This window comes from Virgibacillus sp. MSJ-26, assembly GCF_018918075.1.
Lineage (GTDB): Bacteria > Bacillota > Bacilli > Bacillales > Amphibacillaceae > MSJ-26.
On the sequence record NZ_JAHLPW010000003.1, the window covers coordinates 37,940 to 52,153 of the forward strand.

At 38.4% G+C, this 14,214-nt stretch carries 12 protein-coding genes and 1 tRNA gene; 2 read left to right on the forward strand and 11 right to left on the reverse strand.

Translation table 11 applies throughout. From position 1 onward, the window contains the following. Positions 1 to 25 precede the first annotated feature (25 nt). The 9 genes from KQI49_RS02155 to queG form a co-directional block, all read right to left on the reverse strand. Entirely contained in the window at positions 26 to 1,204 is a 1,179-nt protein-coding gene (locus tag KQI49_RS02155) for a NupC/NupG family nucleoside CNT transporter (RefSeq protein WP_371817511.1), read from the reverse strand. A 247-nt stretch (positions 1,205 to 1,451) separates the two neighbouring features. Beyond that, positions 1,452 to 2,741, reverse strand: coding sequence for an NCS2 family permease (locus KQI49_RS02160; protein ID WP_216486413.1), 1,290 nt, complete (start codon positions 2,739 to 2,741; stop codon positions 1,452 to 1,454). A 316-nt stretch (positions 2,742 to 3,057) separates the two neighbouring features. Then, positions 3,058 to 3,381, reverse strand: coding sequence for a DUF4870 domain-containing protein (locus KQI49_RS02165; RefSeq protein ID WP_216486415.1), 324 nt, complete (start codon positions 3,379 to 3,381; stop codon positions 3,058 to 3,060). Positions 3,382 to 3,650: 269 nt separating this feature from the next. Then, the gene (gene odhB, locus KQI49_RS02170) at positions 3,651 to 4,913 is read right to left on the reverse strand and encodes a 2-oxoglutarate dehydrogenase complex dihydrolipoyllysine-residue succinyltransferase (RefSeq protein WP_216486417.1); all 1,263 of its coding nucleotides are present in this window, start codon (positions 4,911 to 4,913) and stop codon (positions 3,651 to 3,653) included. Next, positions 4,900 to 7,761, reverse strand: coding sequence for a 2-oxoglutarate dehydrogenase E1 component (locus tag KQI49_RS02175; protein ID WP_216486420.1), 2,862 nt, complete (start codon positions 7,759 to 7,761; stop codon positions 4,900 to 4,902). Before KQI49_RS02175 ends, odhB begins: the two co-directional genes overlap by 14 nt. 465 nt (positions 7,762 to 8,226) lie before the next feature. Continuing rightward, positions 8,227 to 8,700 (reverse strand): tRNA (uridine(34)/cytosine(34)/5-carboxymethylaminomethyluridine(34)-2'-O)-methyltransferase TrmL, encoded by a 474-nt coding sequence (gene trmL / locus KQI49_RS02180; protein WP_216486422.1) that lies wholly within the window; start codon positions 8,698 to 8,700, stop codon positions 8,227 to 8,229. Positions 8,701 to 8,747: 47 nt separating this feature from the next. Then, complete coding sequence (locus KQI49_RS02185) at positions 8,748 to 9,602, reverse strand: amidase domain-containing protein (protein ID WP_216486424.1); 855 nt, start codon at positions 9,600 to 9,602, stop codon at positions 8,748 to 8,750. A gap of 57 nt (positions 9,603 to 9,659) precedes the next feature. Next, positions 9,660 to 10,196 (reverse strand): methylated-DNA--[protein]-cysteine S-methyltransferase, encoded by a 537-nt coding sequence (locus KQI49_RS02190; protein WP_216486426.1) that lies wholly within the window; start codon positions 10,194 to 10,196, stop codon positions 9,660 to 9,662. Between the two features lie 14 nt (positions 10,197 to 10,210). Further along, positions 10,211 to 11,356 (reverse strand): tRNA epoxyqueuosine(34) reductase QueG, encoded by a 1,146-nt coding sequence (gene queG / locus KQI49_RS02195; RefSeq protein ID WP_216486428.1) that lies wholly within the window; start codon positions 11,354 to 11,356, stop codon positions 10,211 to 10,213. Positions 11,357 to 11,438: 82 nt separating this feature from the next. Here queG and KQI49_RS02200 point away from each other — a divergent pair, with 82 nt between their 5' ends. After that, positions 11,439 to 11,636: a hypothetical protein gene (locus tag KQI49_RS02200; RefSeq protein ID WP_216486430.1), complete on the forward strand. Its 198-nt coding sequence runs from the start codon at positions 11,439 to 11,441 to the stop codon at positions 11,634 to 11,636. A 131-nt stretch (positions 11,637 to 11,767) separates the two neighbouring features. Here KQI49_RS02200 and KQI49_RS02205 read toward each other — a convergent pair. Together KQI49_RS02205 and KQI49_RS02210 are read right to left on the reverse strand one after the other, a co-directional pair. After that, positions 11,768 to 11,841, reverse strand: a tRNA-Gly gene (locus KQI49_RS02205). Between the two features lie 396 nt (positions 11,842 to 12,237). Further along, positions 12,238 to 12,927, reverse strand: a complete 690-nt coding sequence (locus KQI49_RS02210; protein WP_216486432.1) for a Crp/Fnr family transcriptional regulator — start codon at positions 12,925 to 12,927, stop codon at positions 12,238 to 12,240. 265 nt (positions 12,928 to 13,192) lie between these two features. Between KQI49_RS02210 and dat the strand changes: the two genes are divergently transcribed. Beyond that, positions 13,193 to 14,068, forward strand: a complete 876-nt coding sequence (gene dat / locus KQI49_RS02215) for a D-amino-acid transaminase (protein WP_216486434.1) — start codon at positions 13,193 to 13,195, stop codon at positions 14,066 to 14,068. The last annotated feature ends 146 nt before the right edge of the window (positions 14,069 to 14,214 follow it).

The following is a 14,214-nucleotide window of genomic DNA, read 5'->3' on the forward strand; positions in this document are numbered from 1 at the left end:
CTTCTCGATGAGTTTCTTTTTCTAGCTATAAGAAAATACCTACAATTGTCGCTGATAAAATGGAACCTAGCGTAGCACCGACTAACAATTTCATTCCAAACCCTGACACACTCACTGCTTTCTCCTTATCAATCGCTTGAACAGTACCTGCTATAATTCCAATTGATGAAAAGTTAGCAAAGCTTGTTAAGAAAACGGACACGATTCCGACCGTTTTCACGGACATTACATCAATCAAAGGCTCAAATTTCAACATTGCCACAAACTCATTCGTGACTATTTTCGTGCCCATAATTCCGCTTGCTTCAATCACTTCACTTGGAGCAATCCCCATTAATATCCCTATAGGTGTTAGAACATACCCTAAAATTTGCTGTAATGTTACACCTGCAAATATTAATTGAATTAACCAATTAACAAGCTCCAATGACGCTATAAAAGCAACTAACATAGCACCAACTATTAGAGCGATTTTACCACCATCAAGGGCGCCATTCGCCATGGCCTCAAATATACTTTTGTCATTAGTTACTTCCCGTACATCGACTATGTCTTCTTCTTTGTTAACATGTACTGGCGCAATAATCGATGCCACAATAAGCGCACTAAACATATTTAACGGCAAAGCAACCAATACAAAGTTCGGGGGTAATATTTGCAAGTATGCCCCAACTATTGAAGCTGAAACAGACCCCATTGCAGACGCACTAACAATATAAAGTCGATTGTCATTAAGATGATCGAATTGAGATTTGATGGCTAATAAAGCCTCAGACTGACCAAAAAAGATACTATTCACCGCATTAAAGGATTCAACTTTTGGTAGCCCCGTCACTTTAGAAATAGCTCCACCAATAAATTTAATAACCGTTGGGAGTATTTTTAGATAAGTCAATACTGAGAGTATTGTAGCGAAAAAGATAATCAGTAATAAAACATCAAAGAAAAAGACACTTTCTCCTTCCGTTTTGACAATACCACCTAATATAAAATCAATCCCGATTGTTCCAAATTCAATCAACTTATTAAACACAGCTGATATTGCATTAATGATTTGTTGACCAATCTTAGTGGAAAACATAAACCATGTCACTAGGAATTGGAGAACCAACATAATCCCTATTCCTTTAACATTAATGTTTTTCTTGTCGTTGGACAGTAAAAAAGCAATACCGAGCACAAAGAGGATGGCTAATAAGCCCATTAGTTTACTCAGCAATTTATTCTACCTTTCTTTAATATAAATTTATAGCACACTTCCCAAGATTACCAAGTTGTCAGACGTCATGCAACAATATATCGTTAATTATTTGATGTATTTTTTTCCACTCATTATTTTCGTTAGTATATAAATTGTTCCCTTTAGTCGATTAATAAAACCCCAACGATTGAAAAGTCGTCGGGGTTAATCCATTTGACGCTATAAACTTTTAGCTTTAAAATTTGCCTAATTAGTGTGCTGGAAAAAATATCATTTGGAGTAAGAAGATAACACCAAAGAGATAAATAATCCAATGAACCTCTTTCCCTTTACCACTAACGAGTTTCATAAGCGGATAAGTAATAAAGCCAATCGCTATCCCCGTGGCAATGCTTGAGGTAAGCGGCATTGTTAAAATAATCGCAAACGCAGGGAAAGCTTCGTCAAATGTTTTCCAATCAATACGTGCCAAACCTTCCATCATGAAACAACCAACAATAATTAAGGCTGGTGCTGTGATAGCCGGTAGTCCCGCTATTGTTTCCACAATGGGCTTAAAGAATATTGATAAAGCAAATAAACTTGCCACTACCATAGATGTCAGACCAGTTCTTCCACCTACTGCTACCCCTGAAGTGGATTCAACATAAGCGGTTGAAGGACTCGTACCAAATAATGACCCCACGGTAGTAGCTGTAGCGTCTGCCAAGAGTGCTGATTTTGCTCGAGGCATATGGCCATTTTTCATAAATCCAGCTTGTTCAGCAACTCCTATCAATGTACCAGTTGTGTCAAAAATAGTTACCAATAAAAAAGAAAAAACAACAGTATAAAGTCCGTGTGAAAAAACCCCTGTTACGTCTAAATCAAAAAATACAGGAGCTGGTGGTGTAGATGTAATACCGTTATAATCAAGCATTCCAGTAAAAAATCCTATCACACCTGTAATAATCATTCCTAAGAACAAAGCACCTTTGACACGACGTACCATAAGAATTAACGTAATGAATAAACCTGCTATCGTTAGTAATGTAACAGGATCATGTAAGTCACCAAGTCCAGCTATTGTTTCCTCATTTTCTACAACAATACCAGACATCTTCAATCCGAGAAAGGCAACAAATAATCCTATACCTGACGTTATTCCAAACTTTAATGAAAAAGGTATCGCAGCGATGAGCGTTTCTCTTAGATTTGTAAGACTTAATAAAACAAAAAGAATTCCAGCGAGAAAGACGGTGCCAAATACCACCTGATAGGATATACCTTGAGAAGCAACTACACTAGCAAAATAAGCGTTCAATCCCATCCCGGGTGCAATGCCAATAGGATAATTTGCAAATAATCCCATGAAAACTGTTCCAATGACTGCAGCAATAATCGTCGCTGTAAAAACCTGATCAAAAGGGACCCCAGCAGCCGACAATATAACTGGATTAACGATTACAATATAAACCATTGTTAAAAAGGTTGTAAATCCTGCAACGACTTCAGTTCGTATATTTGTATTATTTTCTTGTAGTTTAAAAAGGTTATTCACTAAAAACACCTTACTTTCCGAATGATTTAAAACACATATACTATAATATTCGGTTTTAGGTTATTTTGCAATGGTTTATTCTAGTTTATTTTGATAAGTTTTTAAATACGAAGTTGAATTATATTGATTTCCATAGTTTTAAGGTGGTTGTCCGTGAATGTAACTTGTCTGATACAAATCAGGATTTCGTTTCGGCCTATGCGGCTTCAACGGCTGCTATGCGTTTTCAACTCTATTTATGTCCCTTCTTCGGTATAGAAGTTTTTTCAATATAAAAAAAGAAACTATCCCGCTAGGAACAGTTTCTATTAAAACACTATTTTATAAATCTAATTACTAAAGGAATGCGATATCTTTCTCCATTATATGCTTTTACTGCAGCTATAATTGTTAGGATAAATCCTGTTATGCCAACAGCTGGGACCAATAAAAAACCAATGATAAGAAGGATTAATATTCCACTGGCAAAACCGTAGATTGTGAAAGATATAAAGAAGTTAAAATATTCTTTGCCATGATAATCTATGAAATCCGAATCATCTCTTTTGATAATCCAAATGATTAAAGGTCCTATAACAGGCACAAAGAAGCTAACTAAATAAATAAGCATAGCAAATAACCGCTCATCACTATTTGTCATTAATTTTTCCTCTCCCCTTTTTATGTTTCTTTCATGATAGCATATGACGATTATGACACCAAGTCTTTTTTAAAAGCGAGCTTAACTTCATCTATATTCGTATGTAGAAGTTCCTATGTATGTGACCGTGCGAGCTGAAGTTCGTCTCAAGCGGGATGATAACCAGCACTGACTTCCACTTCCATATTAAATTTCGCAAAATAAATCCCCGTACAGAACAAATAGTACCGCATTCTGTACGGGGGCAGTTTTAATGGTTAATAAGTTTATTAACCTTCTAGTAATAGGTCATATGGATCTTCTAGCATTTGTTTAATACGAACCAAGAATCGAACAGCGTCTTTACCATCTACGATACGGTGGTCATAGGATAATGCCAAGTACATCATTGGACGAACTTCGATTGAATCATCCGGCATAACCATGGCACGCTTTTCGATATTATGCATACCTAAGATTCCTACTTGAGGCGCGTTAAGGATTGGTGTGGATAGCATGGAACCAAAAATACCACCATTTGTGATACTGAATGTACCGCCTTGTAGGTCACTTAACTGCAATGCTTTATCGCGTGCTTTCTTGCCAAGATTAGCAATCTCACGTTCAACACCTGCGAAATCTAGGCGATCAGCATCGCGGACAACTGGAACAACTAGACCATCTTCAGTTGATACGGCAATACCAATATCATAAAATTGTTTTAAAACAAGTTCATTACCTTGGATTTCAGCGTTAAGGTATGGGAATTCTTTTAGTGCTCCAACAACAGCTTTTGTAAAGAATGACATAAAGCCCAGTTTAACATCATGTTTTTCTAGGAATTTATCTTTACGCTCACTTCTCAAGTTCATGATTGCTGTCATATCTACTTCGTTAAACGTCGTTAACATCGCAGATTCTTGCTGGACATTCACTAAGTTTTTAGCGATTGTTTGACGACGACGTGTCATCTTCTCGCGTACGACAGGCTTGTCAAACTCTGTCTTTTCAGCTTGCTTTGGTGCTTCTTTTTTAGCTGGTTTAGAAGCAGGCTTTTCAGTACCACCTTTTGCTGCAGCTTCTACATCTTCAGGACGAATTCGGCCAAGTGGGTCATGAGCGCTCACCTTGCTTAGGTCAATATCTAGTTCACGTGCACGCTTGCGAGCAGCTGGTGAGGCAACGATATCATGCTTTGTGCTGTCATCGTCTTTTTTCTCTTCTTTATCTTGCTTTGGTTCTTCCTTCTTGTCTGCTTTTGGTTCTTCTTTCTTTTCCTCTTTAGGTGCTTCTTCTGATGGAGCTGCTCCTGCTTCCCCACTTTCATCTATCTTAGCAATGACATCTCCAACTTCTACGTCATCACCTTCTTCGCGAACGAGCTCAGTAATCACCCCAGCAAAGTCCGTATTAACTTCAACGTTAACTTTATCTGTTTCCAGTTCAAGAACTGGATCCCCTGTTTCTACTTTATCGCCTGGTTTTACTAACCACTCGGCTATCGTTCCTTCTTCAATTGATTCGGCAAGTTCAGGTACTTTAATTTCTTTCATCGGAATCTCCTCCTAATGTAGGGTTTAGTGCTTTTGCTAATATATCACTTTGTTCAGCTTTATGGATGTTCGGCTCTCCAACAGCTGGTGACGAGCGATCAGGTCGACCAACGTAACGAAGGATCTGCCCTTCTTCTAATAAATCTTCAATTCTTTCTTTTACGAAGCCCCAAGCTCCCATGTTTCTTGGCTCTTCCTGTACCCAAACAACTTCTTCTAAATTAGGTAGTTCTTTGAGTTCTTTGGCCAAGTCTTTCTGTGGGAAAGGGTAAAACTGTTCTAAACGTAGGGAACGTAACCAATCAAATTTATCATCTGAGTTATCAATTTCCTCTTCAATATCTATCATGACTTTTCCGCTTCCGATCAGTAAGCGCTTAGCATTCTTCTTGCTCACCTTCAAGTTCGGCTGATTAATCAACGGTTTAAATGTACCTTCAGTAAAGGCTTTTGGTTCAGATGCCACACGCTCATTCCTCAATAAACTACTTTTCGGCGTCATTAAAACAAGCGGCCTTGCCTCTTCTCTTCCGCCGAGAGCAGCTTGCCTACGCATTAAATGGAAAAACTGAGCTGATGATGTAACATATGCTACAATCCAGTTGTTTTCCGCTGCCATTTGTAGGAATCGCTCAAGACGGGCACTCGAGTGCTCAGGTCCTTGGCCTTCGTACCCATGCGGTAGCAACATAACCATATTAGATTTATCGGCCCATTTTGCACGAGCTGAAGAAATAAATTGATCAAAAATCACCTGGGCTGCATTCGCAAAATCACCAAATTGGGCTTCCCAGATGACTAGCGTTTCAGGTGAATGCACACTATACCCATATTCGAATCCTAAAACACCCGCTTCTGATAATGGACTGTTTCTGATGTCAAAGGAAGCAGCAGATTCTTTTAAGTTTTGTAATGGAACATACTTTTCATTCGTATCTCCTTCATTCCAGACAGCATGCCTATGTGCAAATGTTCCACGCTCAGCGTCCTGTCCTGTTAAACGAATGGGTGTACCATCTTTTAAGATTGAAGCATAGGTAAGAGCTTCTCCAGCTCCCCAGTCTGCCTTGTTGCCCTCATCAAGCATCTTTTCGCGACGTTTTAGTACGCGGTTTAGTTTTTTAATATTAAATCCTTCTGGACGTTCATATAATTCATCATTTAACTTTTTCAAAGCGTCATAAGGAATCGCGGTATCAAATTCATCAATACCGTTCCTTAATTCTTCCGGCATATTTTGGATTTCGATGGCTCCAGATTCGCCTTCTTTCATGCCGTCATAGATTTCTTTCAAGTGGTTGTTAATTTTCTCTTTCATTTGCTTGAACTCATCTTCATCAATTACATCTTGGTCTTGAAGTCTTGAAGCAAATACATTAGCCACTGTTGGATGTTTATCTATTTTTTGATAAAGGACAGGTTGAGTCATACGTGGCTCATCCATTTCGTTATGGCCATAACGACGATAACCTACCAAATCTATTAAAATATCTTTATTGAATTTTTGACGGTATTCATAAGCAATACGAACTGCTGACACACATGCTATTGGATCATCAGCATTAACGTGCATAATCGGCACTTCAAAACCTTTTGCCAAGTCACTTGCATAACGTGTTGATCTTCCGTCTTCCTGATCTGTTGTATAACCTACAAGATTGTTAGCAATAATATGAAGTGAGCCACCTGTATTGTAACCAGGTAGATTACTTAAGTTAAATGTTTCAGCTACAATTCCTTCACCGATAAAAGCAGCATCACCATGGATTATGACTGGTATTGCTTTAGTTTTATCTTGCTTAGGATAACCTTTGTTCGATCTATCATCTTGTGCTGCACGAGCAAATCCTTCAACGACAGGATTAACAAACTCCAAGTGAGATGGATTATTTGCTAGCGTTAAGCGAGTAGATGCTTCTTTTCCTGGAAATTCCTTGACAGCTCCAAAGTGATACTTAACATCACCACTCCAACCGTAATTGATGCCTTTTGAACCTTCGGATGGGATCAGTTCTTTATTAGGTGAATGATGGAATTCAGAAAAAATAATATCCATTGGCTTACCTAACACATGAGCAAGCACACTTAAACGCCCACGGTGCGCCATACCAATCATCACATTCTCAGCTTTATCAGATGCCGCGGACCTTACAACACGATCAAGCATCGGAACCATTGCTTCCAATCCTTCGATGGAAAATCGTTTTTGGCCAACGAATGTTTTTTGCAAAAAGCCTTCAAAGCCCTCAACTTCAGCCATACGTTCAAGCAATTGCTTTTTCTCATCATTTGACAAGGGTAAGCGTGCTTTTCCAGATTCTATATAATCATTCAACCAATTGCGTTCTTCTTCATTATTAACATGATCAAATTCAAATGCCATTGTTCCTGTATAATACTTTTTAAGTTTATTAACAACATCCCAGCCATTTTCTACACCACTTGGTGCATTTCCCCATAACCAAGTGGCAGGGATATTTTGCAAATCTTCTTTTGATAATCCATAGCTTTCTGGATGGACTAATTCCGAATGACGCTCTTTTTGCAGACCTACTGGGTAAATATCTGCCTCTAAGTGACCGAAACGTCGAATAGCCTCCACAAATTTCATTGCCGAGGTTAGTTTCTTAATATCACCTATTGATTGCGTCGTCTGCCCTTCTTGCGCTATACTTGGTGTTTCAGTGAGCCAAGCTGGCGCGCCATATTGTTTAAAAATATCTTTAATCGATGAATCAACAGCTTCGGGATCTTCTTTGTACAGATCATACTGTTCCTCGATGTATCCCCTGTTTGGACCATGAAATTCTCCCCAGAATCTTTCAGTAGATTCTTCATTCTGTTCCACGTCTGATACCCCCATTAGAAGTTAGCTTTATCCGTAAAAAAACGGTTCTACTTTTCATTTATCATTATAGGACTGACAAATGACTCCATCAACTAATATAGCTTATATTTATCGGTAAAACAATAGAATAGGTTCGTTTTTTCTATTTAAGTATTTTTTTAGAATATAGCAATAATTTAAGTATTTATTTTTCCATAGCAACGGGTTCACTTTCCTGTATAAATTGGGTATAATAAATGATATATAATAGATTATAATATTTAAGCTGTACATATTTGAAGTGACTTTAAGGAGGTTTGAACATGAAACTAGCGTTGATTTTAGGAGTTGCCGTTACATTTATTACATCTTGCTTTACAGCTGGATACGAAGCCAAACCTGGCGTACCAACAAAGCAATAAATTCGTTTGATAAAACCCGCCATCCATTTTGGATAGCGGGTTTCGTGTTTTTAATTACATTTACTCAACTCATTTGCGGAAATTTTTGTTGGCGTAATGCTTCGTAAATGACAATAGCCGCTGTGTTGGATAAATTGAGCGAACGAATTTCGTCATTCATCGGAATTCTTAAGCAATGATCCTCTCTTCCATTAATAGCCTCTTTCGGAATCCCTTTACTCTCACGTCCGAAAACAAAAAATAAATCTTCTTCTTGATTGCTGAAATCAACTTCATAATAATTTTTACTTCCGAAATTCTCTATATAGTAAAATTGTCCTCTTGGATAATCTTCATATAACTCTTCTAATGATTGATGTTCATGAATTTTTACCTTTTTCCAGTAATCCAGACCAGCACGGCGAAGCATTTTATCGTCCGTGGAAAACCCAAGTGGATGGATTAAATGAAGGGTAGATCCTGTACCGAGACATGTACGAGCAATATTCCCTGTGTTTGCCGGTATTTCTGGTTGATATAAAACGACATGTATACTCATAACCTAAACTCCTTACTAACTAAGTTAAAAAACATAAAAATATTATATCATTCTTTTCCTATTTGAAAAAACTTATATTTCATATCAGGTGTCCAGGCTGTTGAGTCTTCATAGGACCAATAACGATGACGGCTATTTTCGGTATGGGCGTTAACTAGAGGCATTCCTTTGGCGTCTTTAGCCACAACGAATGTTGTATGGTCATATCTTCCGTCCCCTTCGAAGTCATAACAAATCACATCTCCTGGTTCGAGTTCTCCAGCGGATTCGACTTCCTTTCCTCTTAACCCTTGAGTCGATCCACTTAAATACCATCTAAGTGAATGGGCTACAGACCAGCTGAAACTCCATTTTTTTCCTTGATACCACCAACCCTCTTCCCTACTTGGTGCCCCGCGCATAGGAGCACCTCCGGCATACAGGCATTGGGAGACAAAGTTGGTGCAATCCACAGAGAACCTTTGGAAATTCGGGTTATAGTTATTCCACCATCTTTCTGCGTATTGAACCGCCGCAAGCCGGTCATAAGTAAAACGCTTAGATTGATTTCGTGTTAAGTTTTCTTGGAGAACTGGATCCTCTTCCTCTGTCATATCCCGTGTTATAACTACTTCTTTATGACCTACAACGTCACCATTTTTAAGCCAGAATTGATAAGGCTTCACATGTTCTTCAATGTAGTAGTGATCTCTTTGCTTAATTAGAAAGGATAAATGAAGAAGATATTTGACATGAGTTTCATCGTCATATCTCAAATCTTCAAAAATTTGTCCGTTTCCGTTTATGCGAATTATTTCAGCATCACGTCGATCCAATAATGCCAATTTTCGTGACCACCAGTTATCTGTCCGTTCATTTTTTGCTTCTAAAAAAGCGAGCCATTCATCTTTTACTCGATGCATCAAAAAACCTCCCCATATATATGTATATGGCGAGAGACTTGTGTACTTGTATTACTTTTATATGTTAAGTTTTAAATTATTGCTTTCAAATGATAGGAGGTATTCCTTTTTATCCAAACCTCCATTGTATCCCACCATTTTTCCATTTGCTCCAATCACTCGATGACATGGAACGATGATAGAAAAGGGATTTTTATTAACAGCGCCCCCTACAGCTCTGACGGCTTTAGGATTTCCGATTATTTCTGCGATATCCTTATATGTTTTCATTTCGCCAAATGGGATCCTGTCGACAAGTGCCCGCCAAACTTGCTGTTGAAAATCAGTTCCATACAGCTTATACGAAAAGGTGAAGGTTTTTTTATCACCAGAAAAATACGCACTTATTTCATTTTTTGGTTCTATAAAAACAGTTGGGTTGTGAACAAAAGTGACGTCTCCAAAATAGCGTTTAGTCCATTTTTGCCACTTTTCTTCTAAATCTTTTATTGACCCATAATCAATTCGCAACACATGCTCCCCATCACCCAGTAGTGTTAAGATGCCAATCGGAGTATCCTGCTCATCGTAATAAAGTGTTATTAATTTCGTCATATGGTTCCCTCTTTCTATTGAGCTGCATATTTTGTTTTAAATTCCATTCCTTTTTCCATTTCAAATAAAACATGTTCGTCTTGTTCCCATTCTCTAGCAACTTCAATCGCCTTAAACGCTTCGTCCACACCAATCTTACCAAGCGCCCAAGCAGCCGTACCTCGTATTTCGGGACGCGGGTCATCCTTCATGACAGCAATCAACTCTTCAACAGCATGCTGGTCACGATAGTGCCCTAACGCAAGAATAGCATTTCTTTGTAGAGGCTTTTTTCCACGCCAGAACCCTGCAATATGTCCAAATTTATCTCTGAAATCTCGGTTAGACATCCTAAGCATGGGAATTAATTTTGGTTTAACCACATCTGGCTCTGGTTCAAACTCTTCATGAAGATGGAAATCAATCTTTTTATTTCTCGGACAAACCATTTGGCATGTATCACAACCATAGATGCGGTTGCCGAATTTAGACCGGAATTCATCTGGTAGAAAATCCTTCGTCTGAGTTAAAAAAGCAATACAACGTTGAGCGTTTAAACGTCCACCCTCAACTAGAGCTCCAGTCGGACATGCATCAAGACAAATACGACAATCGCCACAACTATCTTCAACAGGGGCATCAGGTTGGAAAGGAATGGATGTGATGAGTTCACCTAGATAAACAAAGGAGCCGAATTCCTCTGTAATGATCGACGTATGCTTCCCACTAAAGCCAATTCCCGCTCGCTCAGCTACAGCGCGATCTGATAGTTCACCAGTGTCAACCATAGACTTCAGTGTCACATCAGGCACTCTTTCTTGGATAAATTCCATTAATTTTTCTAGGCGTTCCCTCAAGACAACATGATAATCAATCCCCCATGAAGCTCGTGCAAAAATTCCGCGCCGTGTTTGTTTCGTACTTCTTGGCGCATCCTTAATTTGGGTTGGATATGCCAAAGCAATTGAAATGATTGACTTCGCTTCAGGCACTAACCGACGAGGCTCAGTTCTTTCTGTAATGGTTCCCTTTTCGAAACCAGACTGATAGCCAGCTTCCTGTTGCTGTTTAAGACGTTCCTTCAGTTCGGTAAAAACGTCTGCAGAAGCAAAACCTATTTTATCGATGCCAATCTTTTTGCTATATTCGATAATGTCTTGTTTCAGTTGTTCTGTTGTCATGATGTGGATCCTCCTTATCGATTAAATGTGGGGGGTGCCGGTCTGGGTATGAGTTAGGACGAGGTGAGCTGCTCGACCTGGAGTGCTTGCCGCTCGACCTGGAATGCAAGCTGCTCGACCTGGAGTGCTTGCCGCTCGACCTGGAGTGCTTGCCGCTCGCCCTGAGGTGCTTGCCGCTCGACCTGAGGTGCATGCCGCTCGACCTGGAGTGCAAGCTGCTCGACCTGGAGTGCTTGCCGCTCGACCTAAGTCAATCGTTTTTCTGAGTATTATTCTGTAATCAAAGAATACTATGTTAGGAGCCCTTTTTTCAAGAGAAGCGAAGACAGGCTTATGAAACTCATCTATTTGTAAATGTAAAAAACGCAATATCTCGACTTTTGTTCAAGATACTGCGTTAAGACATATGTATGGAGCGGGTGAAGGGAATTGAACCCTCGACATCAGCTTGGAAGGCTGAGGTTTTACCACTAAACTACACCCGCATAATAATAGATTAAATTTGTTAAATTAAACTCGATTTTTATTCTGAGCACTGTGCCCCTACATCTTCTAGATTAGTCAGGATGCTAGGTGCTTCGGGGCAACTCGAGGCTTATTCGGTGGAAGCCTTGCTCGTCACTAAACTACACCCGCATAATAATAGATTAAATTTGTTAAATTGAACTCGATTTTTATTCTGAGCACTGTGCCCCTACATCTTCTAGATTAGTCAGGATGCTAGGTGCTTCGGGGCAACTCGAGGCTTATTCGGTGGAAGCCTTGCTCGTCCACACACCTTCGTTCATTACCCGTCATTTTTGCGACAAGTAATATTATAGCAGTCAATTTCCTTTTTGACAAGAGGAAATTCGACATTTTTCTCGTGTCTAAAAATCCTCTTACAAAACGCAATTTTCCACTGCACAATTTTTACAATTCAATAACTTACGAAAGTATGTTATATCTTTGATTAAAAAAAGTTTATTGTTCTTTTCAATAATCTCTTGTTCTTTCCACTTATTAACTATTCTACTGACTGTTTCTCTGGATATTCCGATGTGTCTACCGATATCTTGTAAGACAATGGGTTTGTTTATTTTAATTCCTTCTGTTGTCACAATCCCATACATATTTGTATAACGTATAAAAACTGAAGCTACTGCACCTTCAGATCCAAATGCCAAATAATCACGAATTTTGGCTTTGCTTGCTTCTAGTGAATCCGCAACCCAGCGTGTAAATTCAAGACTTAGGCGTCCATATCTAGACAATATCTCTTCAAGTGCTTCTTTTTTAATGTAAAATATTTTACTGTTTTCAGTTGCTTTGGCGGAATTAGAGTAATGTCTACCACTAAAAATTCCGATTTCACCAAAGCAATCCTGTTCCCCTCGTAAAAATATGGTTATATCATTACCTTCTCTCATTTCCTTAAAAACTCTTATTCGACCTTGCTTAATAAAATATAAATACTCGGCTAACCCCCCCTCTTCAAAAATAATTTCTCCTCTTTTAATTTTATGTAGTTCACAACTGTCCAATAACATACTAGTATCAGTAATATTTAATCTTTCCAATAATGGGGTCATTCAACACACCCTCTCCACGCCTAGTTATTACGACTTGTCAAATATTTTTTTATAGGTGAGCAAGTTTTTTACAAAACCTATATTTGTTTATTTTAATTTATTCCCCTAATACTAAAAAATAAACATGGGTAAGTTATCAACACTGCTACAATCCAAGCATAAACTGTATCACTCTAAAAGTTAAATCTAATCATCAACATGTCCACAAGTTTACATTTTTCTAATTAAGTTATAAAATAGTCATAACATTAAGGGGGAGAAGTATTTGTCTGTTTATCCTGTTATTATATCTCAAATGAAATTTGTACATCGTGATAGTTTAAACTATCCATTCGAAGAACGTGGGCTACAGTTCGGAGATGGGGTTTATGAGGTCATTCGCATTTATAGTGGTCAGTATTATTTACTTGATGAACACGTAGACCGCCTATTTCGTTCCGCAGAGGCCATTAAGATTGAATTAACATTTACAAAGGAAGAATGTCGAGAATATCTTTTAGAACTGCTAAAACGTAATAAAATGGATGTCGACGGTAAAGTGTATTTGCAAGTGACACGCGGATCCGCTACTCGTGATCATGTGTTTCCAGCCGATACACCAGCTAATATTTATGCTTATGTTGTAAAAGTTCCTCGTCCGCTTGGAAAATTAGCTAACGGCGTCGGTACGATTACTCACCCAGACGTGCGCTGGGATTATTGTTACATTAAAAGTTTAAATTTACTACCGAACGTGCTTGCTAAGCAAGAAGCTAAAGAAAATAATTGTTATGAAGCAATATTACACAAAGATGGCGTCGTCACTGAATGCAGTTCTTCGAATGTGTATCTAGTTAAGGATGGAAAAATATACACCCATCCATCTTCAAAAAACATTTTGCATGGTTGCGTCAGAATGCGTATAGAGCAATTTGCAAAGGATTTAAACATACCATTTATCGAAGAACCATTTACAATAGGTGGTATTGAGGATGCCGATGAATTATTTTTATCGAGCAGCACTTCAGAAGTATTACCAATCGTCACTGTTGATGATTTAACAATCAATGGCGGCACACCTGGACCAATCACAAAAAAGCTACAAGAAACATACGAAAAAGATGCTCAAATAACAGGTGCTGAACCTGCAACAAGTAAATAACCTTAGCAAAAAGCAACCTAGCATGTGCAGGTTGCTTTTTTGTTTTAATTTTAAAATTTCACCCCATTCTATTGCTTCGTGACTCGAATTAGTTTAAAATTAATAAAACTAATTATTTTTTACGAATATGCTAACATTAATTATCA

Coding starts and splice junctions, on each gene's coding strand:
- KQI49_RS02155 (WP_371817511.1), bottom strand. CDS start 1,204: ATGGGCTTATTAGCCATCCTCTTTGTGCTCGGTATTGCTTTTTTACTG.
- KQI49_RS02165 (WP_216486415.1), bottom strand. CDS start 3,381: ATGACAAATAGTGATGAGCGGTTATTTGCTATGCTTATTTATTTAGTT.
- odhB (WP_216486417.1), bottom strand. CDS start 4,913: ATGAAAGAAATTAAAGTACCTGAACTTGCCGAATCAATTGAAGAAGGA.
- trmL (WP_216486422.1), bottom strand. CDS start 8,700: ATGAGTATACATGTCGTTTTATATCAACCAGAAATACCGGCAAACACA.
- KQI49_RS02185 (WP_216486424.1), bottom strand. CDS start 9,602: ATGCATCGAGTAAAAGATGAATGGCTCGCTTTTTTAGAAGCAAAAAAT.
- KQI49_RS02190 (WP_216486426.1), bottom strand. CDS start 10,196: ATGACGAAATTAATAACACTTTATTACGATGAGCAGGATACTCCGATT.
- queG (WP_216486428.1), bottom strand. CDS start 11,356: ATGACAACAGAACAACTGAAACAAGACATTATCGAATATAGCAAAAAG.
- KQI49_RS02210 (WP_216486432.1), bottom strand. CDS start 12,927: ATGACCCCATTATTGGAAAGATTAAATATTACTGATACTAGTATGTTA.